The sequence below is a fragment of the uncultured Azohydromonas sp. genome (genome assembly GCF_937926365.1).
GTDB lineage: Bacteria > Pseudomonadota > Gammaproteobacteria > Burkholderiales > Burkholderiaceae_C > Azohydromonas.
Window position 1 is genome coordinate 12848 of record NZ_CALAOH010000072.1, and the last position, 24640, is coordinate 37487.

Below are 24640 nucleotides of genomic sequence, written 5' to 3' on the forward strand. Positions count from 1 at the left end.
GTCAGCCCTCCGAAGCGTTGGCTCGGACGACGTACATGATCGTCAGGAAGGTCCCGCAGGCGATGACGGCGAGTCCGAAGACAAAGGACAGCGGCCAGCCCAGTCCCGGCACGACGAACTGCATCGTCTTGGAGGCGAAGCAGGCCGTCAGCAGAAACGAAAGGAAGAAGACGACTTGAACCGACGTCAGCAACAGGCTCGTGCCCAACGGTTCTGCGGTATCAGTAGTTGCGGGGTGTCCCATATTCAGCCTCCGTGATCGCACCAGCGATGAACTGGAAAGGGCAGGGCCGGGACTGCACGTGGAGTCCATCGGCCTGCAGGCTCATGCAAGGACTTCGGTGCCCGGCCCGCCGCTTCAGAAGATCGGGGACCGCCGTGTCGTCTTGCGTGCGGCGCATCATGCGCGGCACGATGGTTGAATGGAAAACGATTAATTCTGATGGGACCCATCGGCCGCAGAGATGGCACGCGCCGATAGAGCGCCGCGCGCCGCAGGCCATGGCAACGACACCGCGCCGCGGTGTCGGCTCTGATGCAGGACCGTCAAGCCCCGCTCAGTGGCCACCACGAGTGGCTGCGTTGAGCTCGCGGACGAGCGTGCCGACCAGTTCGGCGGCGGGGAGGGTTCGTGCCAAGGGTGCCCCCTGACCAGCCCACTGGACAGCGAAGTCGTGGTTGCCCTTGCTGATCGCGGCCGCCTGGAGTGACTTTGCCGCGTCATAAGCGATGGGGTAGTCCGGCAACGCGGGAGCGGTGTTGCCGCCGATGTCGGTGAACAGCCGGTTCACCATGCCGCGTGCTGGCCGGCCCGATATGGCGGCGGAGACACGGGTGTGATGCGCGCGCTCGCCTTGCAAGGCGGACCGGTATTGCGCATTGGCACTGGACTCGGGGCAGAGGATGAAGGCGGTGCCCATCTGAACAGCGGCTGCGCCCATTTGCATGGCCGCGGCAATGGTGCGGCCGTTCATGATGCCGCCGGCGGCAATCACGGGAAGGGGGCAGGTGGCGACCACCAGTTCGACCAAGGCCAAGGTGCCCAAGTGCTCGTCTGCCGACGGGTCGAACACGCCGCGGTGGCCACCTGCCTCCACACCTTGTGCGATCACCGCATCCACGCCTGCCTCCACCGCCAACGCTGCTTCAGCGGGCGACGTTGCACACGCAAGGGTCACCACGCCGGCGTCTCGCAGTGCCCGTATCCATTGGGAAGGTGGCAGCCCGAAGTGGAAGCTGGCCACGGCCGGGCGCTCCTGCAGCAGCACTTCCAGCGTTTCCTCGCTGGCCAGGAAGGTCTCATAACCCAGGGACAGGGCTGACGGTGGAGTGGCTCCAAGCTCGGTGAAGAGGGGGGCGAGGTGCCTGATCCATGCAGCCTCGCGTTCAGCGTCGGCAACGGCGGGCTGGTGGCAAAACAGGTTGACGTTGAACGGCTTGTCCGTCAGCGCACGCGTGGCTTCGATCATCGCCCTGGATTGGGCCGCAGTGCTGGCGCCCAGTCCGATGGAGCCCAGGGCGCCGGCGTTCGAGACTGCCGCAGCCAACTGGGGCGTCGAGACGCCGACCATGGGCGCCTGGATGATGGGGTGCCGGATCCGCAACAGGCTCAGGAGTTTGCTCGTACGGGACATGGGATCTCCAAAGGACAGGATGGACATGTCCCAATCATCTCATCAGAAGATTAAAATCATAAAACTTATCCTGAAATGAGATTTTTCATGGACGAATCGAGTCTCGAGATCTTCCTGGCCGTCGCGGCAGAGCTCAGCATCACCCGGGCTGCAGTACAGCTTGGGCGGGTTCAGTCCAACGTCACGACGCGTATCCAGCAACTCGAAAAGGATCTCGGCGTGGATCTCTTTCGCAGGGAAGGCAAGCGGCTGAGCCTGACGCCTGAAGGCGAGCGCTTCAGGGACTATGCGAACCGGATGGTGGCGCTGACGCAGGAGATGCGCCAGGCAATGCACCCGCGGGCCCCCAGCGGCAAGCTGAGGATCGGGTGCATGGAGAGTACGGCGGCCACGCGGCTGCCCGGGCCGCTGGCGCTGTTTCACCAGCGCTGGCCCCAAGTGGAACTCAACGTCGTCACCGGGCCGTCACGCGCGATGCTGGAAGCGACCCGAAACGGCCTGGTGGATTGCGCGTTCATCGCGCTCTATGGCAACAGCGAAATCAGGTCGAGGGCAGACCTGCTGGAGATGGGGCTGCGCGGAGCACGGATGTATGAGGAAGAACTGGTCCTGGTATTGCCTGCGGACCATCCCCCGGTCCGCAAGGCTGGCGACGTGGCTGTCCGTTCGCTTGCGGCCTTCGGCCGAGGTTGCAGTTACCGTGCCCTTGCCGAGGACTGGCTCGCGCCACGTGACCCGGCGCTCAAGATCCAGGAGGTCGCTTCCTATCACGCCATGCTCGCCTGCGTGACCTGCGGCGCGTGCACATGCCTGATGCCGCGCGCTGTCTTGAACCTCGTGAATCCATCGCCCGCCCTTCGAGTCCGAGACATTGCAAGAATGGATACATGGCTGGTGTGGAGAGCGGGTTTCAATGCAGCTGCCTTTTCTGCTCTGCGCGAAATTCTTCCTGCTGGAAAGCCGGCATGATGAACCTGAATCAGGCGGCATAAAGACCCGGGCTCGTGCACGGGGTAGCTGCAGATGCGGTCGGACAGGCGCAACACGCTGTGCAGGTGCTGCGTGGAGTCATTGAGAGCGGTTGCCGGCCAGTACCCCATCGGTGGACGAACTGGCATTGCACATCCACGGCACCCATGTCGAGCGTGATCGCATGAAGAAGCGCCGGCTTCACCGTTCGGACCTGCTGCTGCGCACGCTGCCAAGGCTTGCCGGTGGCCGGCATCGGGAGCGAGGATGCGATCTGCCGTGGCCGGCTCAATATCGTTGAGCACGCATTTACATTGCTCCGGAACTCACTGGCCGGAATTTGTTCCTGGTGCCGGGCGTTGCGTGCAGCACGAGGACGCAAGGGCGTTCGACGAGGCGCTCGCCGCAGCGCTGCGGATGCCGCGGCAGCTGCGCTTCGAGTCAAGCTAAGCTATTGCAGCTCGGCTGTGGTGGCCGATGTCCTCTGGAACAGCCGCCGCGCGCGGGCGCAAGAGATGGTCGGTGTCATCGGTCGCAGGGAAGGCATGGGCCCTGGAGCACCGGAAAACGAACCTAAGCATGGAATCTGAATCCAAACTGGAACGGCAGCGACAGGCCTCCGAGCCCGTGGGCGAGCCGGGCCCAGGGCCCGAGCGCAAACCCACCATTCTCGATGTGGCCAAACGCGCCAAGGTGGCGCTCGGTACCGCATCACGCGTGATCAACGGCCAGCCCAACGTGCGCGAGGACAAGCGCAAGCGCGTGCAGGCCGCCATCGCCGAGCTCGGCTACGTGCCGGACATCGTCGCGCGCAGCATGCGCAGCCATCGCTCGATGACCTTCGCCTGCGTCATGCGCGACTTCACCGTACCGGTGCTGAGCATGTTCGTCGACTCGATGCAAAAGGAGATCGACGCCTCGGGCTTCTCGCTCATGGTGGCCTCCAGCTACCACGACGCCCGACGCGAGATTGCGCTGATGCGGGGCTTCCAGCAGCGGCGCATCGACGGGCTCGTGATCGCCACGTCCTCCGAAACCGACCCGCTCCTGCTGGAGACGCTGGAGCAGATGGACTTTCCCATCGTCCTGATCGACCGCGAGATGCCGGCCGGGCTCGACGCCGTGGCGGTGAACCATGCCGCGGGCATGTGCCAGGCGGTGAGCTACCTGGCCGACATCGGGCACCGGCGCATCGCCTTCATCTCCGGCGAGCCGGATGTGCACCCCACGCAAAGCCGGCTCGAAGGCTTCCGGCTGGGCCTGCAGTCCCGTGGCCTGTCCTGTCCGCAGGAATGGGTTCGGCTGAGCTCCTTCGGCACGGACATGGGTCATGCCGAGGCCAAGCGGCTGCTGGACCGCGGCGACCGGCCCACCGCGCTCATCGCCGGCGGCAGCGCGCTGCTGCCCGGCGTGATCCGCGCCACGCGCGAGCTGGGCCTGTCCATCCCGCGGGACGTGTCCGTCATCGCCGGGGCCGACAGCGACGTGGCGCAGCTCGCGGCGCCGGCCTTCACCGTGGTGCGCTGGAGCCACGACCAGCTCGGCAAGGCGGCGGGCCGCTTCCTCATCGATCGCCTGGCACAGCCCTCGCTGCCGCGGCAGCGGCTGTCGGTGGACGCGGAACTGGTGGTGCGCGGCTCCTGCGCGGCACCGGCGTCCTGAGCGCCGGTGCACTCCCGCCGCACGGATACAGCCATTCACACGACCGCAGGACAACCCGGCTTGACGCGCCTCAATTCACGCCTATAGTTGGAAACGTTTCAATTCATTGGCGCTACTGCAAGCGACGCATCGAAAGCCAACATGGCAAACTTGATTGGAAACGTTTCACTGATTGGTGGGAGACACGGATGAACCGGATCGGAATCGACGTGGGCGGCACGTTCACGGACGTGGTGCTGGTGGACGACGCCTCGGGGCAGATCTGGGCGACCAAGGTGCCCACGACGCCTGCGGACCGCGTGGTGGGGGCCGTGCAGGGCTTCAAGCGCATCCTGGAGCTCGGCGGGCGCCAGGCGGGAGACATCGGCTTCATCGGCCACGGCACGACCATGGCCACGAACATGATCGTGGAGCACACCGGGGCGCGCACGGCGCTGGTCACGACCGCGGGCTTCCGTGACGTGCTGGAGCTGCGCCGCGTCTCGCGCCACGACCGCGCCGACCTGTACGACCTGCAGTTCGACGACCCCGTGCCGCTGGTGGAGCGGCGCTGGCGCCTGGAGGTGCCCGAGCGCATTCGCCACGACGGCAGCGTGGAGCGGCCGCTGGACCTGCAGGCGCTGCACGCCATTGCCGCGCAGATCAAGGCCTTGACCATCGAGGCGGTGGCGATCTGCTTCCTGCACGCCTACGTGAATCCCGAGCACGAGAAGCTGGCGCTGGCGGAACTGCGCCGGCTGCTGCCCACGCGCTTCGTCACCGCCTCGCACGAGGTGAATCCGGAGATGCAGGAGTACGAGCGCACCAGCACCACGGTGATCAATGCGCAGCTGGGACCCGTGTGCGGGCGCTACGCCCGGGGTTTCGAGCAGCAGCTGCGCGAGCTGGGCTTCAGGGGCGAACTGCTGTTCATGCAGTCCAACGGCGGGCTGGCCTCGATCGACATGGTGGCGGCGCGCCCCATCGTGCTGCTCGAATCCGGCCCGGCCGGCGGCGTCAGCGCGGCGGTGCGCAACTGCGAGCAGGCCGGGATGCCGGGCGTGATCCTGGGCGACATGGGCGGTACCACCTTCGACGTGTCGTTGATCCAGGAACTGCGCCCGGAGATCCGCACCCAGGGTCTGCTGCACACGCACGCGGTTCGCGCGCCCACCATCGACATCGACTCCATCGGCGCGGGCGGCGGCTCCATCGCCTGGATCGACAGCGGCGGCGGCGTGCGCATCGGGCCGGAGAGCGCCGGGGCCGACCCGGGGCCGGCCTGCTACGGGCGCGGCGGCACGCGGCCCACGGTCACCGACTGCAACCTGTTGCTGGGCTACATCGACCCGGACTCGTTCCTGGGCGGCGAGTTCAAGCTCGACGTGCGGGCCGCGGAGCGGGCGGTGCGCGAGCACCTGGCGCAGCCGCTGGGCGTGCCGGTGCTGGAGGCCGCCTGGACGGTGCGCGCGGTGGCCAACGCGCTGATGGCGCAGGCCATGCGCATCATGACCGTGGAGCGCGGCCACGACCCGCGCGAGCTGGCCTACATGTGCTATGGCGGCGCGGGCCCGGTGCACGCGGTGGACCTGGCCGAGGAGCTGGAGATCAAGCACGTGATCGTCCCGCCGCTGCCGGGCCTGTTCAGCGCCTTCGGCATGGTGGTGGCGGACCGGCAGTTCGACGGCCAGAGCGCCGTGGAGTCCGAGCTGGCGGCCACGCCCTCGCAGCGCATCCGAGAGGCCTGCGCCGCGCTGGAGCGCCAGGCGCGCGAGGCCCTGCACGCGCAACCGGCGGGCGTGGACGTGGAGCTGCACTTCAGCGCCGACTGCCGCTATGCCGGCCAGCCGGCAGGGCTGGCGGTGGAGATCGCCGCCGACGCGCTGGGCGCGGCCGACGGCGAAGGGCTGCGCACGGCCGTGCGCGCCGGCTTCGAGCGCGTGCACCAGCGCATGTGGAACTTCATCAAGCCCGACCAGCCCATCGTGCTGGGCAACCTGCGGGTGCAGGCGCGGGTGAAGACCGGCTGGCGCGGCGTGGTGCGGCAAGCCGCGGCGGCCGCCGGCGAGGCGCCCGGGCGCTGGCGCGAGGTCTTCGTCGAGGGCCGCATGCAGCGCCTGCCGGTGCACCGCCGCGTGGACCTGGCCGCCGGCGACCGCATCGAGGGGCCGGCCATCATCGAGGAACACAGCAGTTGCGTCGTCTTCAAGCGCGGGCAGAGCGCGCACATCGACGCCGTGGGCAACCTGCGCATCGCGCTCTGAGGGCACCGGCACATGGACACCATTACCTACGAAATCATCCGCAACTCGCTCTACGCCATCGCCCGCGAAATGAAGATCGCGATGATGCGCACGGCGGCCAGCCCCATCATGCACCTGGGCGCCGACGCCTCGGCCGCGGTCTTCGACGCGGACATGCAGCTGGTTGCCCAGGGCAACGACATTCCCACCATGCTGGGCTCGGCCGTGATCTCGACCAAGGCCTCGGTGGAGGCGATCGGGCGCGACAGGCTGCGCCCGGGCGACGTGATCATCAGCAACGATGCGTACCTGGGCGGCGGCAACCACCAGCCCGACGTGCAGTTCACGCGCCCGGTCTTCGTCGGCGACGAGATCGTGGCCTTCGTGATGACGCGCGGCCACTGGACCGACATCGGCGGCCAGGCCCCGGGCAGCTACGGCGTCAACACCTGGGACATCTTCGGCGAGGGCGTGCGCATCCCGCCCGTGCGGCTGTACCGCGGCGACGAGATCGTGCCCGACGTGCAGTCGCTCATCGTCAACAACACGCGCGACCCGGAGGGCCGGCAGCTCGACATCCAGGCCCAGTACGCCGGCACCTTCGTGGGCGACCAGCGCATCCGCATGCTGGCCACCAAGTACGGCGTGCGCAACCTGCGCGACGCCATGCGCCGCGCGCTGGACCATTCCGAGGCGCTGATGCGCGAGGCCATCGCCGCCATCCCGGACGGCGTGTACGAGGCCGAGGACGTGGTCGAGGGCGTGCACGCCCCAGGCTGGAGCGGCGAGCCGGTGCCGGTGAAGGTGAAGGTCACCGTCAAGGGCAGCGACATCCACTTCGACTACACGGGCACCGGCGCGCAGGCGCGCGGCGGCATCAACTGCACGCTGGCCGTGACCTGCAACAGCACCTGGTTCACGGTCAAGGCGCTCACCGACGTCTCGATCCCGATCAACCAGGGCTGCTACCGGCCCGTGACCATCCACGCGCCCGAAGGGAGCATCGTCAACTGCAGCTACCCGGCCTCGGTCGTGAGCGGCAACACCGAGACCTCGCCGCGCGTGATCGACCTGCTGTTCAAGGCGCTGTCGCAGGCGGTGCCCGAGCGCGTGATCGGGCAGAGCAACTGCGCCGCGTGCTCGGGCGTGTTCGGCGGCCGCGACCCCGACGCGCAGCGCGTGCGCCGCACCGGCAAGCCCTGGCTGAGCATGGTGGAGCCGCACGGCGGCGGCATGGGCGCGCGCGCCACGCGCGACGGCGTCAACGGCATCCGCGTCTACGTGGGCAATGCCGGGGCGCTGCCGGTGGAGTTCATCGAGCAGACCATGCCGCTGACGGTGGAGGCCTGGGCGCTCGTGCCCGACAGCGGCGGCGCCGGCCGCACGCGCGGCGGCCTGACCGCGCGCCGCACCTACCGCGTCGAGTTCGACGAGGCGACCTTCACCGTGGCGGGCGAGCGCGGCGAGTCCGCGCCCGAGGGCTACTTCGGCGGCCAGGCCGGCGCGCGCTTCGAGTGCACGGTGCTGCGCGCCGACGGCAGCTCGCTGCGCATGCCGCCCAAGGGCGCGACCGAGATCGTGCGCCGCGGCGACCGCGTGCTGCTGCAGCCCGCGGGCAGCGGCGGCTACGGCGACCCGCGCGAGCGAGCGCACGAGGCGGTGCGGCGCGACGTGCTCGACGGCTACGTCTCCGCGCGTGCCGCGCGCGAGCTGTACGGCGTGGACGTGCCGCCCAACGGAGGCGAGCGTGAGTGAATCGTCCCGTTCGCAACCGCATGCCATGGACGCCGTCCGCCCGCTGGAAGGCCTGTGCGTGGTGGAGATCGGCCACAGCCTGGCCGCTCCCTATGCGGGCCTGATCCTGGCGCACCTGGGCGCGCGCGTGGTCAAGGTCGAGAGCGCCCAGGGCGGCGACTACGCCCGCGGCTGGGGGCCGCCGTTCATCGACGACGCCTCCGCGCTGTTCCATGCCATGAACCATGGCAAGGAGAGCGTGCGGGCCGACTTCCATGACGGGGCGCAGGCCCGGGCCGTGCGCGACTTCATCGCGGCGCATGCCGACGTGGTGCTGCAGAACCTCAAGCCCGGCGCGCTCGACAAGCATGGCCTGGGCGCACGGGACCTGCTGGCGCGGCGGCCCACGCTGGTCGTCTGCAACATGGGCGCCTTCGGTGCCGGCGGCCCGCTGCGCGACAAGCCCGGCTACGACCCGCTGGCGCAGGCCTACAGCGGGATGATGAGCCTGGTGGGCCATGACGACGACGAGCCCAGCCGCGTGCCCATCTCCATCAACGACATGGGCACCGGCATGTGGGCCGTGATCGGCGTGCTCGCCGCGCTGCGCCAGCGCGACGCCGATGGCCGCGGCCACGTGGTGGACGTGTCGCTGTTCGAGACAGCGCTGGCGTGGATGACCGTGCCGCTGTCGGACAGCCTGGCCGGCGGCCAGCAGCCCGCGCGGCTGGGCTCGGCCAGCCCGAACATCGTGCCCTACCAGGTCTTCGACTGCGCCGATGGCGAGATCCTGGTGGCGGCGGGCAACGACACGCTGTACCAGCGCCTGTGCAAGGTGATGGAGTTGCCGGCGCTGGCCAGCGACCCGCGCTTCGTCACCAACGGACAGCGCGTGGCCAACCGCAAGGCGCTGATCCCGCTGCTGCAGGCGCGCTTTGGCGAGGCGCCGGCGCGCGAGTGGCTGCGGCGGCTGGAGGGCGCGTCCATCCCCTGCGGTCCGCTGCAGACCGTGGCCGACGTGGTCCAGGACCCGCAGACGCTGGCGCTGGACATCCTGCGCCGCACGCCCGACCAGCGCACCACCACCGTCGCGCTGCCGGTTTCCTTCGACGGCGTGCGCCCGCCGCTGCCCGGCAACACGCCGGCGCTGGGCCAGCACGACCACCTCATCGCGCCGCTCGGCGCCGCAACGCTCATCCGGGAGAAGGTCTGATGTCGCTCTTGAACCTGAACACGCCGCTGGACACGCTGGCCCTGTCCTCGCCCTTCGAGGGGCTGCTGGTGGTGCGGCTGAACCGGCCGCAGGTGGCCAATTCCATCAGCACCACCATGGGCCGCGAGCTGATCGCGGTGTTCGATGCCATCGAGGCGGCGCCCGAGGCCTACCGCTGCGTGGTGCTCACCGGCGCGGGAGATCGCGTGTTCTGCGCCGGCGCCGATCTCAAGGAGCGCGACGGCATGACCGACGCGCAGTTCGATACCCAGCACTACCTCTTCGAGCGGATGATCCGCGCCATCTACGACTGCCCGGTGCCGCTGATCGCCAGCGTCAACGGCGCGGCCATCGCGGGCGGGCTGGAGCTGGCGCTGGCCTGCGACTTCATCGTCGCCGCCGACCACGCGCGCTTCGGCTTCTCCGAGGTCTCGCGCGGGATCATGCCCGGCGGCGGCGGCACGCAGCAGCTGCCGCGCGCCATCGGCGTGCGCCGCGCCAAGGAGCTCATCTTCACCGGCGAGACCTTCGGCGCGCAGGAGGCCCTGGCCTGTGGCCTGGTCAACCATGTCCATCCGCGGGACGCGCTGGAGCAGGAAACCTTCAAGCTCGTCCAGCGCATCCTGGCCAACGCCCCGGTGGCGGTGCGGCAGGCCAAGAAGGCCGTGACCTTCGGCATGCAGATGGACCTGCGCACCGGCATGTACTTCGAGATCGAGGCCTACAGCCGCCTGATCCCGACCGACGACCGCCAGGAGGGCATCCGCGCCTTCAACGAGAAGCGCGCGCCGCGCTTCGTGGGGCGTTGAGCGTGATGGACGGCCTGGACGTCCCCGACCGCAAGGTACGGCTGCGCGAGGTGGGCCTGCGCGACGGCCTGCAGAGCATCGCGCAGGTGATGCCCACGGCGGAGAAGCTGGCCTGGATCGACGCCGAGTTCGCCGCCGGCGTGCGCGAGATCGAGGTCTGCTCCTTCGTGCCGGCGCGGCTGATGCCGCAGTTCGCCGATGCCGCCGAGGTGGTGCGCCACGCGCTGGGCATCGAGGGGCTGACGGTGGCCGCGCTGGTGCCCAACGCGCGCGGCGCGCAGGACGCCCTGCGGCTGGGCGCGCACAAGCTCAACTACGTGATCTCGGCCAGCGAGAGCCATAACCGCGCCAACGTGCGGCGCAGCCGCGAGGAGTCCCTGGCCGGCTTCCGCGAGGTGGCCCGCCTCGCAGCCGGCACCGGCACGGTGCTGGCGGGCGGGGTGTCCACGGCCTTCGGCTGCACCATCGAGGGCCCGGTGGCCGCCGACGAGGTGCTGCGCCTGGTGGACGGCTACCTGGCGGCCGGCGCACGGGAAATCGTCCTGGCCGACACGGTGGGCTATGCCGCCCCGAACGCGATCCGCAGCCTGGTGCGGCGCGCGCGCGCGGTGGCGGGCGAGATCCCGATCGCACTGCACCTGCACGACACGCGCGGGCTGGGCCTGGCCAACGTCGCGGCCGGGCTGGAAGAGGGCATCCGCGAGTTCGACGCGGCGCTGGGCGGCATGGGCGGCTGTCCGCATGCGCCCGGGGCCAGCGGCAACATCGTCTCGGAAGACCTCGTCTTCCTGCTGCAGGCCCTGGGCTTCGACACCGGCATCGAGCTGCCGAGCCTGGTCGCCGTGCGCGACATCCTCGCCCGGGCGCTGCCCGAAGTGAGCCTGCTGGGCGCCATCGCCAAGGCCGGTTTGCCTCGGGGCTTCGCGCCACCTTCTGTGAGCCATTGAGCCGCGCCGGAAAACGGGCATCGACCCGCCGTGCCGGCCAATTTGGAAACGATTCAAAGGAGACAAGCCATGATGGATTCGTCGAGCAAGGGATGGAGGATGGGCCGGCGCCGCCTGGCGGCGGCGTGCGCGCTGGGCGTGGCGGCCGCCGTGCTGGCGCCGGCCGCGGTCGCGCAGGGTGCGCCGGGGTGGGTGCCGACGAAACCGATCCGGATGATCGTGCCGTACCCGCCGGGGGGCGGCTCCGACACGGTGGCGCGCATCGTCGTGCAGGGCCTGGGCAACCGGCTGGGGCAGCCGGTGGTGATCGAGAACCGCGGCGGCGCCAACGGCGCGGTGGGCACCGAGGTGGCCTTCAACGCCGCGCCCGACGGCTACACGCTGCTGATGTCCAGCGCCGACACCTACTCGATGTACCCGCCGCTGTACTCGAAGGCGCGCTTCGTGTCGTCCGAGTTCGTGCCGATCGCGCCGTCGGCGAAGGTGAACTTCGTGATCATGGCCCGCCCGGACTTGCCGGCGAAGAACCTCCAGGAGTTCATCGCGCTGGCTCGCAAGAGCCCGCTGACCTACGGCACCTGGGGCAATGGCAGCGGGGCGCACATCGCGATGAGCCTGTTCATGTCCACGGCGCAGGTGCCGCAGCTCACGCACATCCCCTACCAGGGCGCCGCGCCGGCGGCGCAGGCCGCGATGGCGGGACAGGTGGACCTGGCCATCATGCCCATGCACCTGGCCGCGAGCTTCCGCGGCAAGCTGCGGGCGCTGGGGGTGGCCGCGCCGCAGCGCATCGAGTCGGTAAGCGACATCCCCACGCTCACCGAGCAGGGCGTGCCTGTGCTCGCCGACGCCTGGGTCGGCGTGCTGGCGCCGCCCAAGACGCCGGCCGCCGTGGCCGCCGTGCTGTCCAAGGCCTTCGTCGACACGCTGGCCGACCCGGAGGTGCAGGCCAGGCTCAACGCCGTGGGGCTGGTGCCCTTCGCCGGCAGCAGCGAGCAGTTCGCCGGCTACCTGGCCAAGGACTACGCCTTCTGGGGCCAGACCATCCGCGCCGCGGGCATCCGCATCGAGAACTGAAAGCTTGCATCGGCATGGCCGAGGAGGACCGCCGCGTGGACCACGCACACCAGGACGACATCGACCCGGGCGCCAGCATGCGCTTCGACCGCGACTACCCCGAGCTGCGCGACGCGGTGCGCCGCATCTGCAGCGACTTCACCGCGCCGTACTGGCGCGAGCTCGACGAGCGGCGCGGCTACCCCACCGCGTTCGTGCAGGCGCTCACCGCCGCGGGCTTCCTGGGCGCGCTGATCCCGCAGGAGTACGGCGGCTCGGGCCTGCCGCTGCGGGCGGCCGCCGTGATCCTGGAGGAGATCAACGCCGGCGGCTGCGTGGCCAGCCCGGCCCACGCCCAGATGTACATCATGGGCACGGTGCTGCGCCACGGCAGCGCGGCGCAGAAGGCGCGCTACCTGCCGGCCATCGCGCGCGGCGAGCTGCGGCTGCAGGCCTTCGGCGTCACCGAACCCACCAGCGGCTCTGACACGACCCGGATCCGCACCCGCGCCGTGCGCAAGGGCGACCATTACGTGGTCAACGGTCAGAAGCTGTGGACCTCGCGCGCGCTGCACTCGGACCTGATGCTGCTGCTGGTGCGCACCACGCCGCTGGAGCAGTGCGCGAAGAAGACGCAGGGCCTGTCCACGCTGCTGGTGGACCTGCGCGAGGCCATGGGCCGCGGCGTGGAGATCCGCCCGGTCAAGACGCTGCTCAACCACAACACCACGGAGATCTTCATCGAGAACCTGGAGGTGCCCGCGGAGAACCTCATCGGCGAGGAGGGCCAGGGCTTCAGGTACATCCTCGACGGCATGAACGCCGAGCGCATCCTGGTGGCGCAGGAGTGCATCGGCGACGGGCGCTGGCTGCTGGACAAGGCGGTGGCCTATGCCCGCGAGCGCGAGGTGTTCGGCCGCCCCATCGGCCAGAACCAGGGTATCCAGTTCCCGCTGGCGCGCGCTCATGCCGAGCTGGAGGCCGCGGAGCTGATGGCGCGCAAGGCCGCGGCCCTGTTCGACGCGCACCAGCCCTGCGGCGCCGAGGCCAACATGGCCAAGCTGCTGGCTTCGGAAGCGACCTGGAAAGCCGCCGAGGCGGCGCTGCAGACGCACGGCGGCTTCGGCTTCGCGCAGGAGTACGACATCGAGCGCAAGTGGCGCGAGGCCCGCATCTACCAGACCGCACCGGTCTCCACCAACCTGATCCTGTCCTACCTGGGCGAGCACGTGCTCGGCCTGCCCCGGTCCTACTGAATCCCCAGCACAGAGGAGACGACATGCGAATCTGGCACCAGTCCAGCACCGAGATCGACGGCCTGGGCGTCTACAAGCGCGCGCTGCTGGCGCACGCGGCGCGCATCCTCGGCGGCGAGGGCCGCATCGAGATCCACGGCATCCCGGCCGGGCGCTACCAGGGCCGCGCGCCCTCGGATGCGCTGGGCAACGCCTTCGTGCACCACCTGGTGCTGGAGCCGGTGCTGGCCAACGCGGTGCGTGCCGAGGCCGAAGGCTTCGATGCCTTCGTCATCGGCTCCTTCAGCGAGCCCTTCCTGCGCGAGTTGCGCTCGGCGGTGGACATTCCCGTGGTGTCGCTGACGGAGGCGAGCCTGCTGGTGGCGTGTTCGCTGGGCCGCTACAGCGCGCCGGTTTCCAACGCACCCACCACGGCGTGGATGACGCGCACGTCGGTCGAGGCGCATGGCCTGGCCAGCCGCGTGCTGCGCGTGCAGTCCATCGATCCGCCGCTGGACGAGCCCGCGCTGGCACGCGGCTTCGAGCAGCCGGGGCCGGTGATCGAGTCCTTCACGCGGGCCGCGCTGCGCGCCGTCGCCGACGGGGCCGACGTGATCATCCCGGCCGAGGGCATGCTGGCCGAGCTGCTCTACGCCAACGGCGTCACCTCCATCGGCGCCGCGCCGGTGCTGGACGTGTTCGGCACGGCCTGGGCCTACGCGGCGATGCTGGCCGGGTTGCGCGGGCACCGGAGCCTGCACACCGGCCGCGCCTGGCACCACCGGCGCGAGGACGCGGCCTTCGTGCGCGAGCTGGCGCTGCAGCCCCATGGCCCCCAGGGGAGCGCGCGATGAAGGCCCCTGTGCTGCCGCGTTTCAGCGGCGTGTTCCCGGTGGTGCCCACCACCTTCACCGACGGCGGCGAGCTGGACCTGGACAGCCAGCGCCGCTGCGTGGACTTCATGATCGACGCGGGCTCGGACGGCCTGTGCATCCTGGCCAACTTCTCCGAGCAGTTCTCGCTGTCGGACGAGGAGCGGGAGCGGCTGACGCGGGCCATCCTGGAACACGTGCACGGGCGCGTGCCGGTGATCGTGACCACCACGCACTTCAGCGCACGCGTGTGTGCCGAGCGCAGCCGCCAGGCGCAGGCGCTGGGGGCCGCGATGGTGATGGTCATGCCGCCCTACCACGGCGCCACGCTGCGCGTGGCGGAGGAGGGCATCTTCGGCTTCTTCGACGCGGTGTCGCGGGCGCTGGACATCCCCGTCATGGTCCAGGACGCACCCATGAGCGGCACGCCGCTGTCGGCCTCGTTCCTGGCGCGCATGGCGCGCGAGATCGAGCAGGTGTCGTACTTCAAGGTCGAGAGCCAGGGCGCCACGGCCAAGCTGCGCGAGCTCATCCGCCTCGGCGGCGACGCGGTGGAAGGCCCGTGGGACGGCGAGGAGGGCATCACGCTGCTGCCCGACCTGGACGCCGGCGCCACCGGCAGCATGACCGGCGGGGCCTTCCCGGACGGCTTGCGGCCCATCGTGCTGGCGCACGCGGCCGGCCGCCGCGAGGAGGCCGTCGAGCGCTACAGGCAGTGGCTGCCGCTCATCAACTACGAGAACCGGCAGTGCGGCCCGCTCGCGGCCAAGGCCCTCATGAAGGAGGGCGGCGTCATCGCCTGCGAGCTGCCGCGCGCGCCGCTGCCGCCCCTGCATCCCGAGACGCGCCGCGGCCTCATCGAGACCGCGCGCGCCCTGGACCCGATGGTGTTGCGCTGGGGCCGCTGAGGCCCTTTGCCCCCTTGCCGCGCAGGCCCGATGCCGGTCCGCCGCGGCTGCTTCCACCGAGGAGACGAGCATGAGATCACCCGTCCAAGACAGCCCGTTGTGCCATGCCGTGCGGCGCCGCAGCGTTCTGCTGGCGGCCGGGGCCTGGGCCGCGTTGCCGGCCTGGGCCCAGGACCCGGCCTGGAGCCCGGCGCGCCCGGTCCGGCTGATCGTCACCTACCCGCCCGGCGGCGGCGCCGACGTGACGGCGCGCGCCCTGGTGGACCGGCTCGGCCAGCGCCTGGGCCAGCCCGTGGTGGTCGAGAACCGCGGCGGCGCTGGCGGCACCATCGGCGCGGAGATCGCGTTCCACGCGGCGCCCGACGGCAGCACGCTGCTGTGGGGCAACGCGGACATCCTCACCATCGCGCCGCACCTGTTCACCAGGCTGCCGTACAAGCCCATGGGGTTCGTGCCCATCGGCCCGACGGCGGCGGTGGCCTTCGTGCTGGTGGGCCGTCCGGACCTCCCGGCGAAGACCTTCCCGGATCTCGTGGCGCTGGCGCGCAGGACCGAGCTCAGCTTTGCGTCCTGGGGCAACGGCAGCCCCGGCCACGTGGGTTCGGAGATGTTCAAGAACCACGTGAAAGCCAAGATGCTGACCGTGCCGTACCAGGGCACGGCGCCCGCGGCTCAGGCGGTGCTGGCTTCGCAGGTGGACCTGATGTACATGCCCTCGCCGCTGTGGCTCGCCATGCAGTCGCGCGTCACCACGTTCGCGGCGGCTTCCAAGGCGCGCTACGAGCGCTTCAAGCAGGTGCCGACCATGGCGGAGTTCGGGGTGCCGGTGGACCTGGAGGTGTGGCAGGGCCTGTTCGCGCCGCCCCAGACACCGCGTCCCATCGTCGATCGCATCGCCACCGAGCTGGCCGCGGTCACCGGCGATCCGCAGGTGCGGCGCAAGATCGAGGAACTGGGCGTCGTGCCGCTCAGCGGCAGCCAGGCGGAGTTCGCCCAGTCGCTGGCGCCGGACGCGGCGCGCTGGAGCGAGGTGATGCGGCTGGCCAACGTGCAGCCCCAGAGCTGAACGGGAGACATCGCATGCACCACATCGCCGTCCTCGACGATTACCAGAACGTGTCGCAGCAGTTCGGCGACTGGGCCGCCTTGCGCGCCGTGGCGCAGGTGACCGTGTTCAATGACCACCTCACGGACGAGGACGCGCTGGTGCAGCGGCTGCAGCCCTTCGACGTGCTGTGCGTGATGCGCGAGCGCACGCCGCTGCCGCGCAGCCTGCTGCAGCGGCTGCCGCAGCTGCGGATGATCGCCACCACCGGCAACTGGAACGCGGCCATCGACATCGAGGCCGCGGAGGCCCTGGGCATCACCGTCTGCGGCACGTCCAGCTCGCTCACCGCGGCGGCGGAGCTCACCTGGGCGCTGGTCCTGGCCTCGGTGCGCCGGCTGCCGCAGGAGCTCGCGTCCTTCCGGCAGGGGGGCTGGCAGGTGGCGGTGGGCGGTGACCTGCACGGGCGCACGCTGGGCCTGCTGGGGCTGGGCTACACCGGCTCGATGGTGGCCCGCTACGCCCAGGCCTTCGGCATGCGCGTGCTCGCGTGGAGCCAGAACATGACGGCCGAGTCCGCGGCGCAGCACGGCGCCCGCTACGTGGGCAAGGACGAGCTGTTCCAGCGCAGCGACATCGTGTCCATCCACGTGCGGCTGTCGGAACGCACGCGCGGCCTGGTGGGCGCGCGCGAGCTTGGGCTGATGCAGCCGGGCGCGTTCCTGATCAACACCGCGCGCGGGCCCATCGTGGACGAGGCGGCGCTGCTGGAGGCGTTGCAGCAGCGGCGCATCGCCGGCGCGGCGGTGGACGTGTTCGGGCAGGAGCCCTTGCCGCCGCAGCATCCCTTGCGCGCGCTGGACAACCTGATCGGCACCGCGCACATCGGCTACGTCACGCAGGGCTCCTACGAGCTCTATTACGGCGAGTCGGTACAGAACATCCGCGCCTGGATCGACGGGCGGCCGATCCGCACCATGACCACGGCCCGGCGCGAGGTGGACTACGTGTCGCGCCCCGTGGCCGAAGAGGATTCCGGCACCTTGGGCAAGGCCTGACGGGCAGCCATCACGAGAGGAGACAAGCATGATGAGAAAGCAACGAAGCGAATGGAGCCCGGGCCGGCGTGCATGCCTGCGCGGCACGGCCGCCCTGGCGCTGTCCGCGCTCGGCCCGGGCCTGCCGCTGGCGGCGCTGGCGCAGGGCGACTGGGTGCCCGACAAGCCCGTGAAGCTCGTGGTGCCCTTTCCGCCGGGCGGCGGGGCCGACGTGGCGGCGCGCATCGTGGCGCAGGCGGTGGGCAACAAGCTGGGCCAGCCGCTGATCATCGAGAACCGGGCTGGCGCCGGCGGTGCCATCGGCGCGCAGGTGGTGCAGGCGGCGCCGGCGGACGGCACCACGCTGCTGGTGGCCAGCGCGGACACGCATTCCATCTACCCGCACGTCTACACCAAGCCGCGCTTCGCGGCCCAGGACTTCGTGGCCGTGGCCCCGATCACGCGCATTGCCTACGTGCTGATGGGCCGCCCGGACCTGCCGGCGAAGAACGTGCAGGAGGTGGTTGCCCTGGCCAGGAAGGGCAAGCTGTCCTATGCGAGCTGGGGCGCCGGCAGCGCCGCGCATGCGGCCATGAGCCTGTTCATGGGTGTCGCCGAGGCGCCGCAGATGCTGCACGTGCCCTACACCGGCTCCGCGCCGGCGGCGCAGGCGCTCATGGGCGGCCAGGTGGACCTGATGATGGTGCCCATGCCGCTGGCCGTGGCCAGCCGCAGCAAGCTGACGGTGTTCGGCGTGTCGGCGCAGCAGCGCAGCGAAGCGATGAAGGACGTGCCCACGCTGGCGGAACAGGGCTTCCTGGTGGATGCCGAGTTCTGGATCGGCCTGCTGGCACCGCCCAAGACCAATCCGGCCGCCGTGGCGACCCTGTCGCGGCGTTGGCAGGAGGCGGTGGCCGACCCCGAGGTGCAGGCCAAGCTGCGGGCGCAGGGCATGTCGCCGCACCAGGCCACGCAGTCCGAGTACGCGCGTTACGTGGCGGGCGAATACAAGCGCTGGGGCGAGATCATCCAGAAGGCCGGCATCAAGGTCGACGAGCCGTGATGAACGGCGCTACATCCTCCCCAACGGCCCGACTGGGCCGCTTCGTGGCCGATACCGCGCGCGCGCCCTTGCGCGGGGACGTCGCACGCAAGGCGGCGATCTGCCTGCTCGATGCGCTGGGCCTGGCGCTGCTGGCGCACGAGGAGCCCACGGTGGCCGCCATGCGCGATCTCGTGACCCCGCTGTCCGGGCCGGGAGGCGGTGCGCGCTTGTGGGGCGGCAGCCGCTGGGCCGTGCTGTCGGAGGCGGTCGCCACCAACGCCACCGCGGTGCACGCGCTGTTCCAGGACGACAACGACGTGCCGTCCTGGTCACATCCGGCGTCCCTCGTGACGCCCGTCGCCCTGTGCTGCGGCGACAGCACGGATGCGCCGGTGGCCGAGGTGTTGCGCGCGCTGGCCGTGGGCTACGGCGCGATCGCGTGGCTGGGTGCCGATGAGCGCGTGGCGCGGGCGCTGATCCGGCGCGGCATCCGTACCAGCCCGACCCTGGGCATCATCGCCGCGGCAGCCACCGCGGCCGCGATGGTCGGACTCGACGCAGGCCGGGCCACGAGCGCGGTGGGCATTGCCGCCAGCCTCGCCGGTGGCGTGCTGGAGCCGGTGGGCTGCGGCTCGGACGAATGGCGGGTGCAGAACGCGCAGGCGGCCCGAGGGGGTCTGCTGGCCGCGCAGTTGGCCGCCAGGGATGTCCAGGGGGCCGCGCAGGCACTCGAAGGTCCCAAGGGCTTGATGCGCTCGCTGGCTGGGCTCGAAGCCGTACCCGAATGGGAGCGTGCGCCGAGCGTGGACACGCTGCTGGACGTCTGGGCCAAGCCCTGGGCGACCCTGGGCGACAACGTGCCCGCCGTGGCCGCTGCCCACGCCCTGCGGTCGGCCGGTGTGCCCCTGGACCGCGTGGAACGCATCCGGGCCCGCATCTGGCGCCCTTATGCCGAGTACCCCGGCACGTCCTGGCGCGGCCCCTTCGACACCGTTGCCCAGGCACTGGCCAGTACCGCATTCGGTATCGCGGCGATGCTGCGTTTCGGTCGGCTCGACTACGGCGTTTGCGTGAGGCACCGGGAAGATCCGGCCATTGCCCATCTCGTTGCCCGGATGGCGATCGAGCCGCACGATGGGCAATGGCACGAGGCCAGCATCGAGGCCGTGCTGGTCGATGGCACGACCTTGCGCCGCACCTGTGCCGATGGACCGCGCCGGCTCATGTTCCAGGACCAGGCCACGGCGATCGAGCTTTTCGAACAGCGGACCAGGACGAGCGGTCGCCCCAGTGGTGTCGGAGCAAAGTTCGCGGCGTCGATCTTTGCTGCTGTGGACGGAACGGCCTCGCCCACAGTCCGCTCACTGCTCGATCGCTTGTCCTGATCGACAGCGCAGCGCATCACCCAGTGGGCCGCTTCGGCAGCCAACGCATCGATGCTCTCGGCCTGACGGTTGCAGCGGCGCGAACAGCCGCAGCAACGTCCAGTCGGTGCATAGCAGCGCGTCGCCTGGTTGCCAGCGCGCCGCAGGTTCTGCTTCAGATCCAGCGAGGGGTTGCCCAGGTGTGCGCCGGCGTGCTCGGCCACGGCCTCGGCCCGGGCCATCGCCGACAGGCGCAGCGGCAAATCCAGCGGAATCAGCCGCATGCGGCCCCTCTTGGCGCCCGCCTTGATGCGCACGTAGAAGTCGGCTGCCCGCTCCGATTCCGGCCGCCCCAGTGCCTCGACAGGCACGGTGCAGGCATGCGGGCGCAGCATCACGGCCTCCTTGCGCCGCAGTCCCAACGCGCGCATCACCGCCAGCTGGGCCCCGACGTAGCGGTCGTGCTCCGCGGCCTCGTGGCGCCGGTACCCGTCCAGCCTCATCCCGAAATGCTCCGGCTTGCGCACCAGGCCCGGCTTGCCCAGCCACAGCGCCAGTCCACGCAGGGAGCTCAGGATGGCCCGCGGCAAGCGCCTGGCCCGCACTGGCTGCACCCGACCGCCAGGCGACGCTCAGTCGCCGGTGGGATCTGGCTGAGGCTCGGTGAGCGTGAGCAGGATGTCGGCGTACCAGGCGCAATTCAGCCCCAGCGCCTCGTCCTGGACCTGGTCGCGGCCGGCGATGTCCATGCGTGAGGAGTGCACGCCCAGCAACTTCCAGGGTAGCGCTTGGGTGGCGGTGGTCGGGGAGGGATCGCGCATCAACACCGGTGCGCCGCTGGTGCCGCGGTGGGTGCGCGCATCCGTCAGGAAGTAGCCCTTGCCCTGGAAGCGCAACCCGTAGGAGGAGGCGATGATGGCCTGGCGCACCACCGGCAGGTGGTGCAGCAGGTCATGGAAGCCCAGCGGGAATCCCACGACGAGCAAGGCGTCGCCGACCTCGATGGCGTCATGCGCCGCGGCCAGGTGCGCCGGCGTGAAGGCCCGCAGCACGCAGGCCTGCGGCAGCGCGGCGCGCTCGATCTCGATGACGGCCACGTCGATCTCGCCGCCGCCGTCGGTGCCGTCGCGCCAGACGCCTTTTCCCTCGCGGTACAGCAGCATGGAGAACCCCGTGGAGCGGGTGAGGTTGCCGGGCTCGATGTGCAGCTCGATCTCGATGCGGTCAGGAAAGTGCTGGCTGGGCTCGTCGATGAGCACATGCCGGCTCGTCACCAGGAACAGCCGGTCCTCTCGCTCGAAGAAGAAGCCGCTGGCCCCGGTCAGCGCTCGCTGCCCGTCGAAGGTGCCGATGCGCGCCGCCGCGAGCAGGATAGGTTCGGTTGGCTTCGAGGTGGTCTGCTGCATGGGCGTGCTTTCCTGAAAATGCGCCGAAGGCGGCTGCCGCTTCGATGCGTGGACTTTTGCGTGCGGGGTCATGGCTGGGCATCACGGCGCACAAGACGCATTGATTGTCGCGGGCAATACGGGTGCCAGAGCGCAACTTCAGCAACGCCACTTTCGGTGCCGTCGCTGCAACGCGAGCGGTGCGGGCGGCGTGGCGCATGGCTTGATGCGGGTGATCCGGATGGGTGGCGCCGAATGGCGTGCCTGGCCATGCGGTTGCTTTGTCAAGACAGTTGCGTTGTCAATCTACGAGGCACATGAAAGCCCTGCTGCCAGGCGAATCCCAGTGGCATGGCACATTACACGCACATGCATATGAACCACAAGCTGCAGTTGCCCGAGTCGCTGACTGCCATCTTCACCCGCTTCGCCAACAGCTACAGCAGCTCTGGCATCCGGTTTTCCGATTTTCCCGGCCGTTGGGTTGCCTTTCAGGCCACCGAGTTGGAGCGCGGCGTAGAACGCGCTCTGCTCGATATCGAGCCACCGAAAGACGATGTCCTGGAGGCCAAGGACAAGTTCGACTCCGACGCGACGGCAGCCGCTGGGGCAGGCGTCGAGGTCATCACCGTCAGCATGTATCTGGCGCAGCAATCGATGGTGGTGTGCGGGGCTGGCGGGACGGATGAGCCTGGGTCGTCGAATCCCATGCTGTCGATTTCCGTGAGCAGCAGCGAACAGTCGCTGGGAGTGTCTGGATACGTCGAGCTCGACAGCGAAGGCGTACCGGTACGAATTGGCCAGCTGTTGCCACTGTTCAGCATCAGCAAGGACACGCCTTAACGAGAGCCAGCCAGGGACCGCCAAGCCGGTGCCTGGCTGCCCAACATGACTGTGGGCTCGCCGGGGGCCGTTGCGTCACCGTATCGGGGCACCGGGTGGCGGCGCCGTGCAGGGGCATGGGAATGCCGCGCCGCCGCGTCAGCGCGCCTTGCAGCCGCCAGCGCAAACCAGCTGGTTCTTACCCAGCAGCCGCTTGGACTGCAGTTCGGAACGGGGACGATGCATGCCGCACTTGAAGCAGGACATGCTGGCGAGATGCATGCCCGCGGTGGTTCCGGCACTGTAGGGCGATCCCTGCGACTTGCGCTTGTAGCGCAGGCCGTCGTCCTGGACGACCGAGGGGTCGCCCCTTCCTCAGATTTCTTGCTCATCAAGCCTGCCTGTGCTGGGGGTGCGAGCCCGGAGAGGCGTCGCAGCGCCAGGAGGCACTGAGTGACGCATCCATGCTGATCACAACGGCCGAATGCTGGAAGCCTGCGGCCCCTTCCTGCCCTGCGTGACTTCGAACTCCACGCGCTGGTTTTCGGCGAGCGTCTTGAAGCCGCCGCCCTTGATTTCGCTGAAGTGGGCAAACAGGTCGTTGCCGCCATTGTCGGGCTTGATGAAGCCAAAGCCCTTGGGTTCATCAAACCATTTGACGGTACCGGTCTGGGTAGTCATGTTGTCAACTTTATCTGAGCGGATGGGGGACGGCCGGCGCTGGATTACAGCGCCCGGATGGTGGAAGCCTGCGGCCCCTTCTTGCCTTGCGTGACCTGGAATTCCACGCGCTGGTTTTCGGCGAGCGTCTTGAAGCCGCCGCCCTGGATTTCGCTGACGTGGGCAAACAGGTCCTTGCCGCCGTTGTCAGGCGTGATGAAGCCGAAGCCCTTGGTTTCGTTGAACCATTTGACGGTGCCGGTTTCGGTGGTCATGTCGTCGTTCCTTGTCGTGACGGTGGTAGGAAAAGCGTGAATGCCCCAGCTCAGGCTGGTGCGGTGGACCAGCTTCCTGGCCAGGAAGCCGAAGTCGTGAGATGTTGCCGCGTGCGGGATCATTAACGCCTGCGCTGCTGTCCCGACGGGGGCGGCCCGCGCCGCTCCAGGTGCCGGAACGTGATGCGGCCCTTGCTGAGGTCGTAGGGCGAGAGCTCCAGCGAGACGTTGTCGCCGGCCAGGATGCGGATGTGGTGCTTCTTCATGCGCCCGGCGGTATAGGCCACCAGCTCATGGCCGTTCTCCAGCTTCACGCGAAAGCGCGAGTCCGGCAGGACCTCGCCAACGACGCCGTGCATCTCGATCAGTTCTTCCTTGGCCATGAGGTCACCTTCGATGTCTGTAGGGGGTGGGAAACGGGGACAGGGCAGGCCGGGGCCTGGTCAGCAGCGGTGCGGCCGATCCAGTCCAGTCCTTGAGCGGTGGCGTAGTGCAGCGCGGCTTCACCCGAGCCGAATTCCGGGGTGAAGCGCAGCACGCGGTCATGCGTGGCGCTACCGCGTCCGCTGCGAATCGAGACGGATGCGGCGTAGCGGCCCTGCCCGAGAGCTCGGGTCAGAGGGGAGACAAGGTACTTGCCTACCCGTAAGGTTGTATCGATGTAGTGCTTTCGTTGGCACGGCCCTCGTTAGGGGCTGGCCGGGTCTGGCTGATGTAGCGTGCGCGAGGCGCACGTGCGGGGGTGGCGGATGAGCTCGGTCCGGGCACTGGCTGGCAGGGGTGTTCGCTGCGAACCAGGGACAACCAGAACGTCGAGATCGCCTATGCAATCAGCAGCCCTGGGGAAGGAGGGAGATCAACTCGTGATCCAGGCGCGGGCTTGGAAAAATGCCTTGCAAGGGCCTTCGCTTCCAGCGCCTGCACGCAATGTAACACCTTCGGGATCGACACACCGTTTGAAGGTCTTTGTGGCCTGCATGCGCGGCATGCGCCTCGGATCGGCACCAGCTCGTTGACAACGTACCAAGTACTCAAACCAGATCGTAGCGCGCGCGCATCGCATCGACGATGCGGCGGAATTCCTCGTGGCATTGGGGCCAATGGAGAAACCCGGTGCGGAATCCGGCGACATCCCAGTTGCGGCCCTGATGGTCGCGGTCGTGGAGGCTCGGGGCTGCGATGGTTAGCTCGAACGAGGCGTCCTGCTCCAGCGCAAGCTTCAGGAGCGGCACCAGCCGCAACTGCTGGTCGATCGCGCCGAGCAGCGCCTGGGATGCCAGAGAGGCTTTCTTCATCTGCGGCACTCAACGGCGGTGGGATGCAACGACGTTTCGGCAGATGTTCTGGCCCGTCGTGGTCAGGCGCAGGGTACCGCCCATCCATTCCAGCCAGTCCAGCGCCAGATAGTCGTCGATGTAGCCGGCGGGGATGTCGCAGGCCTGTCGGCGCTTGAGGAGGTCCGCCGTGAGCGGCAGGCTGTCGCGCAACGCCTCTTGGCGCGATGCAGGACGTTTTCGGGAGGTCGTCGTCATGATTGGTGGTCCTGAAAGGTTGAGACCGCCTGGCGGCTTGCCAGCAGCCTGGCGTAGGCCACCGCATCGCACAGGCGCTCGTAGCGATAGTTCTGGACGCTGTAGATGCCGGCGTCAAAACGGATGTCCCAGGTGGCCATTAGCGCCAACTCCTCGCTGGTAAGCGCTCAGCACGCGGCGTTCTTCACCGCGGCGGCGCCATCCGAACAATGCC

At 69.4% G+C, this 24640-nt stretch carries 27 protein-coding genes and 1 pseudogene; 17 read left to right on the forward strand and 11 right to left on the reverse strand.

Annotated elements, in window-relative coordinates:
* Nucleotide 1: 1 nt before the first annotated feature.
* On the reverse strand, nt 2-208 hold the full coding sequence (locus tag Q0741_RS07470) for a DUF485 domain-containing protein (protein ID WP_298232568.1): 207 nt from the start codon (nt 206-208) through the stop codon (nt 2-4).
* Nucleotides 209-557: 349 nt separating this feature from the next.
* Nucleotides 558-1634 (reverse strand): nitronate monooxygenase, encoded by a 1077-nt coding sequence (locus Q0741_RS07475; protein WP_298232592.1) that lies wholly within the window; start codon nt 1632-1634, stop codon nt 558-560.
* 87 nt (nt 1635-1721) lie between these two features.
* Between Q0741_RS07475 and Q0741_RS07480 the strand changes: the two genes are divergently transcribed.
* The 16 genes from Q0741_RS07480 to Q0741_RS07555 all read left to right on the forward strand — a co-directional run bounded on the left by Q0741_RS07480 (nt 1722) and on the right by Q0741_RS07555 (nt 19773).
* A complete protein-coding gene (locus Q0741_RS07480; protein WP_298232569.1) occupies nt 1722-2603 on the forward strand; it encodes a LysR substrate-binding domain-containing protein in 882 nt (293 codons plus the stop codon).
* Nucleotides 2604-2736: 133 nt separating this feature from the next.
* Nucleotides 2737-2904, forward strand: a complete 168-nt coding sequence (locus Q0741_RS07485; RefSeq protein WP_298232570.1) for a hypothetical protein — start codon at nt 2737-2739, stop codon at nt 2902-2904.
* Nucleotides 2905-3182: 278 nt separating this feature from the next.
* A complete protein-coding gene (locus tag Q0741_RS07490) occupies nt 3183-4265 on the forward strand; it encodes a LacI family DNA-binding transcriptional regulator (RefSeq protein WP_298232571.1) in 1083 nt (360 codons plus the stop codon).
* Nucleotides 4266-4453: 188 nt separating this feature from the next.
* Nucleotides 4454-6508, forward strand: a complete 2055-nt coding sequence (locus tag Q0741_RS07495; RefSeq protein ID WP_298232572.1) for a hydantoinase/oxoprolinase family protein — start codon at nt 4454-4456, stop codon at nt 6506-6508.
* A 12-nt stretch (nt 6509-6520) separates the two neighbouring features.
* Nucleotides 6521-8242 (forward strand): hydantoinase B/oxoprolinase family protein, encoded by a 1722-nt coding sequence (locus tag Q0741_RS07500; protein WP_298232573.1) that lies wholly within the window; start codon nt 6521-6523, stop codon nt 8240-8242.
* 25 nt (nt 8243-8267) lie between these two features.
* Nucleotides 8268-9434 (forward strand): CoA transferase, encoded by a 1167-nt coding sequence (locus tag Q0741_RS07505; protein WP_298232574.1) that lies wholly within the window; start codon nt 8268-8270, stop codon nt 9432-9434.
* Nucleotides 9434-10243 carry an enoyl-CoA hydratase-related protein gene (locus tag Q0741_RS07510; RefSeq protein ID WP_298232575.1) on the forward strand — a complete coding sequence of 270 codons (810 nt, stop codon included), beginning with the start codon at nt 9434-9436 and terminating at the stop codon, nt 10241-10243. The genes Q0741_RS07505 and Q0741_RS07510 overlap by 1 nt, the downstream gene beginning before the upstream one ends.
* 5 nt (nt 10244-10248) lie before the next feature.
* Complete coding sequence (locus Q0741_RS07515; protein ID WP_298232576.1) at nt 10249-11190, forward strand: hydroxymethylglutaryl-CoA lyase; 942 nt, start codon at nt 10249-10251, stop codon at nt 11188-11190.
* 69 nt (nt 11191-11259) lie between these two features.
* On the forward strand, nt 11260-12267 hold the full coding sequence (locus Q0741_RS07520) for a tripartite tricarboxylate transporter substrate binding protein (RefSeq protein ID WP_298232577.1): 1008 nt from the start codon (nt 11260-11262) through the stop codon (nt 12265-12267).
* A gap of 77 nt (nt 12268-12344) precedes the next feature.
* A complete protein-coding gene (locus tag Q0741_RS07525) occupies nt 12345-13502 on the forward strand; it encodes an acyl-CoA dehydrogenase family protein (protein WP_298232593.1) in 1158 nt (385 codons plus the stop codon).
* Nucleotides 13503-13525: 23 nt separating this feature from the next.
* Nucleotides 13526-14335 (forward strand): aspartate/glutamate racemase family protein, encoded by an 810-nt coding sequence (locus tag Q0741_RS07530; RefSeq protein ID WP_298232578.1) that lies wholly within the window; start codon nt 13526-13528, stop codon nt 14333-14335.
* Nucleotides 14332-15261, forward strand: a complete 930-nt coding sequence (locus Q0741_RS07535; protein WP_298232579.1) for a dihydrodipicolinate synthase family protein — start codon at nt 14332-14334, stop codon at nt 15259-15261. Before Q0741_RS07530 ends, Q0741_RS07535 begins: the two co-directional genes overlap by 4 nt.
* A 70-nt stretch (nt 15262-15331) precedes the next feature.
* On the forward strand, nt 15332-16327 hold the full coding sequence (locus tag Q0741_RS07540; RefSeq protein WP_298232580.1) for a tripartite tricarboxylate transporter substrate binding protein: 996 nt from the start codon (nt 15332-15334) through the stop codon (nt 16325-16327).
* 14 nt (nt 16328-16341) lie between these two features.
* Nucleotides 16342-17364: a D-2-hydroxyacid dehydrogenase family protein gene (locus Q0741_RS07545; protein ID WP_298232581.1), complete on the forward strand. Its 1023-nt coding sequence runs from the start codon at nt 16342-16344 to the stop codon at nt 17362-17364.
* Between the two features lie 31 nt (nt 17365-17395).
* The gene (locus tag Q0741_RS07550; RefSeq protein WP_298232582.1) at nt 17396-18406 is read left to right on the forward strand and encodes a tripartite tricarboxylate transporter substrate binding protein; all 1011 of its coding nucleotides are present in this window, start codon (nt 17396-17398) and stop codon (nt 18404-18406) included.
* Nucleotides 18406-19773: an MmgE/PrpD family protein gene (locus Q0741_RS07555; RefSeq protein ID WP_298232583.1), complete on the forward strand. Its 1368-nt coding sequence runs from the start codon at nt 18406-18408 to the stop codon at nt 19771-19773. The genes Q0741_RS07550 and Q0741_RS07555 overlap by 1 nt, the downstream gene beginning before the upstream one ends.
* A gap of 161 nt (nt 19774-19934) precedes the next feature.
* Here Q0741_RS07555 and Q0741_RS28875 read toward each other — a convergent pair.
* A pseudogene (locus Q0741_RS28875) lies at nt 19935-20255 on the reverse strand (integrase domain-containing protein); the annotation flags it as partial.
* Nucleotides 20256-20384: 129 nt separating this feature from the next.
* Entirely contained in the window at nt 20385-21158 is a 774-nt protein-coding gene (locus Q0741_RS07560) for a serine protease (protein ID WP_298232584.1), read from the reverse strand.
* 354 nt (nt 21159-21512) lie between these two features.
* Between Q0741_RS07560 and Q0741_RS07565 the strand changes: the two genes are divergently transcribed.
* On the forward strand, nt 21513-21980 hold the full coding sequence (locus tag Q0741_RS07565) for a hypothetical protein (protein WP_298232585.1): 468 nt from the start codon (nt 21513-21515) through the stop codon (nt 21978-21980).
* A 450-nt stretch (nt 21981-22430) separates the two neighbouring features.
* Here Q0741_RS07565 and Q0741_RS07575 read toward each other — a convergent pair whose 3' ends face one another.
* The 7 genes from Q0741_RS07575 to Q0741_RS07605 form a co-directional block, all read right to left on the reverse strand.
* The gene (locus tag Q0741_RS07575) at nt 22431-22640 is read right to left on the reverse strand and encodes a cold-shock protein (protein ID WP_298232586.1); all 210 of its coding nucleotides are present in this window, start codon (nt 22638-22640) and stop codon (nt 22431-22433) included.
* A 44-nt stretch (nt 22641-22684) separates the two neighbouring features.
* Complete coding sequence (locus Q0741_RS07580) at nt 22685-22894, reverse strand: cold-shock protein (RefSeq protein WP_298232587.1); 210 nt, start codon at nt 22892-22894, stop codon at nt 22685-22687.
* A 122-nt stretch (nt 22895-23016) separates the two neighbouring features.
* Nucleotides 23017-23277, reverse strand: a complete 261-nt coding sequence (gene infA, locus Q0741_RS07585; protein ID WP_028997895.1) for a translation initiation factor IF-1 — start codon at nt 23275-23277, stop codon at nt 23017-23019.
* Entirely contained in the window at nt 23259-23555 is a 297-nt protein-coding gene (locus Q0741_RS07590) for a hypothetical protein (protein WP_298232595.1), read from the reverse strand. The genes infA and Q0741_RS07590 overlap by 19 nt, the downstream gene beginning before the upstream one ends.
* A gap of 370 nt (nt 23556-23925) precedes the next feature.
* The gene (locus Q0741_RS07595) at nt 23926-24189 is read right to left on the reverse strand and encodes a hypothetical protein (protein ID WP_298232588.1); all 264 of its coding nucleotides are present in this window, start codon (nt 24187-24189) and stop codon (nt 23926-23928) included.
* A 9-nt stretch (nt 24190-24198) separates the two neighbouring features.
* Complete coding sequence (locus tag Q0741_RS07600; protein WP_298232589.1) at nt 24199-24426, reverse strand: hypothetical protein; 228 nt, start codon at nt 24424-24426, stop codon at nt 24199-24201.
* Nucleotides 24423-24566, reverse strand: a complete 144-nt coding sequence (locus Q0741_RS07605; protein WP_298232590.1) for a hypothetical protein — start codon at nt 24564-24566, stop codon at nt 24423-24425. The genes Q0741_RS07600 and Q0741_RS07605 overlap by 4 nt, the downstream gene beginning before the upstream one ends.
* Nucleotides 24567-24640: the final 74 nt, after the last annotated feature.

Excerpts from the sequence above, each read along its gene's own strand:
- Q0741_RS07475 (WP_298232592.1), bottom strand. The coding sequence starts at position 1,634 with ATGTCCCGTACGAGCAAACTCCTGAGCCTGTTGCGGATCCGGCACCCC.
- Q0741_RS07480 (WP_298232569.1), top strand. The coding sequence starts at position 1,722 with ATGGACGAATCGAGTCTCGAGATCTTCCTGGCCGTCGCGGCAGAGCTC.
- Q0741_RS07490 (WP_298232571.1), top strand. The coding sequence starts at position 3,183 with ATGGAATCTGAATCCAAACTGGAACGGCAGCGACAGGCCTCCGAGCCC.
- Q0741_RS07495 (WP_298232572.1), top strand. The coding sequence starts at position 4,454 with ATGAACCGGATCGGAATCGACGTGGGCGGCACGTTCACGGACGTGGTG.
- Q0741_RS07500 (WP_298232573.1), top strand. The coding sequence starts at position 6,521 with ATGGACACCATTACCTACGAAATCATCCGCAACTCGCTCTACGCCATC.
- Q0741_RS07505 (WP_298232574.1), top strand. The coding sequence starts at position 8,268 with ATGGACGCCGTCCGCCCGCTGGAAGGCCTGTGCGTGGTGGAGATCGGC.
- Q0741_RS07510 (WP_298232575.1), top strand. The coding sequence starts at position 9,434 with ATGTCGCTCTTGAACCTGAACACGCCGCTGGACACGCTGGCCCTGTCC.
- Q0741_RS07515 (WP_298232576.1), top strand. The coding sequence starts at position 10,249 with ATGGACGGCCTGGACGTCCCCGACCGCAAGGTACGGCTGCGCGAGGTG.
- Q0741_RS07520 (WP_298232577.1), top strand. The coding sequence starts at position 11,260 with ATGATGGATTCGTCGAGCAAGGGATGGAGGATGGGCCGGCGCCGCCTG.
- Q0741_RS07525 (WP_298232593.1), top strand. The coding sequence starts at position 12,345 with ATGCGCTTCGACCGCGACTACCCCGAGCTGCGCGACGCGGTGCGCCGC.
- Q0741_RS07530 (WP_298232578.1), top strand. The coding sequence starts at position 13,526 with ATGCGAATCTGGCACCAGTCCAGCACCGAGATCGACGGCCTGGGCGTC.
- Q0741_RS07535 (WP_298232579.1), top strand. The coding sequence starts at position 14,332 with ATGAAGGCCCCTGTGCTGCCGCGTTTCAGCGGCGTGTTCCCGGTGGTG.
- Q0741_RS07540 (WP_298232580.1), top strand. The coding sequence starts at position 15,332 with ATGAGATCACCCGTCCAAGACAGCCCGTTGTGCCATGCCGTGCGGCGC.
- Q0741_RS07545 (WP_298232581.1), top strand. The coding sequence starts at position 16,342 with ATGCACCACATCGCCGTCCTCGACGATTACCAGAACGTGTCGCAGCAG.
- Q0741_RS07550 (WP_298232582.1), top strand. The coding sequence starts at position 17,396 with ATGAGAAAGCAACGAAGCGAATGGAGCCCGGGCCGGCGTGCATGCCTG.
- Q0741_RS07555 (WP_298232583.1), top strand. The coding sequence starts at position 18,406 with ATGAACGGCGCTACATCCTCCCCAACGGCCCGACTGGGCCGCTTCGTG.
- Q0741_RS07560 (WP_298232584.1), bottom strand. The coding sequence starts at position 21,158 with ATGCAGCAGACCACCTCGAAGCCAACCGAACCTATCCTGCTCGCGGCG.
- Q0741_RS07565 (WP_298232585.1), top strand. The coding sequence starts at position 21,513 with ATGAACCACAAGCTGCAGTTGCCCGAGTCGCTGACTGCCATCTTCACC.
- Q0741_RS07575 (WP_298232586.1), bottom strand. The coding sequence starts at position 22,640 with ATGACTACCCAGACCGGTACCGTCAAATGGTTTGATGAACCCAAGGGC.
- Q0741_RS07580 (WP_298232587.1), bottom strand. The coding sequence starts at position 22,894 with ATGACCACCGAAACCGGCACCGTCAAATGGTTCAACGAAACCAAGGGC.
- infA (WP_028997895.1), bottom strand. The coding sequence starts at position 23,277 with ATGGCCAAGGAAGAACTGATCGAGATGCACGGCGTCGTTGGCGAGGTC.
- Q0741_RS07595 (WP_298232588.1), bottom strand. The coding sequence starts at position 24,189 with ATGAAGAAAGCCTCTCTGGCATCCCAGGCGCTGCTCGGCGCGATCGAC.
- Q0741_RS07600 (WP_298232589.1), bottom strand. The coding sequence starts at position 24,426 with ATGACGACGACCTCCCGAAAACGTCCTGCATCGCGCCAAGAGGCGTTG.
- Q0741_RS07605 (WP_298232590.1), bottom strand. The coding sequence starts at position 24,566 with ATGGCCACCTGGGACATCCGTTTTGACGCCGGCATCTACAGCGTCCAG.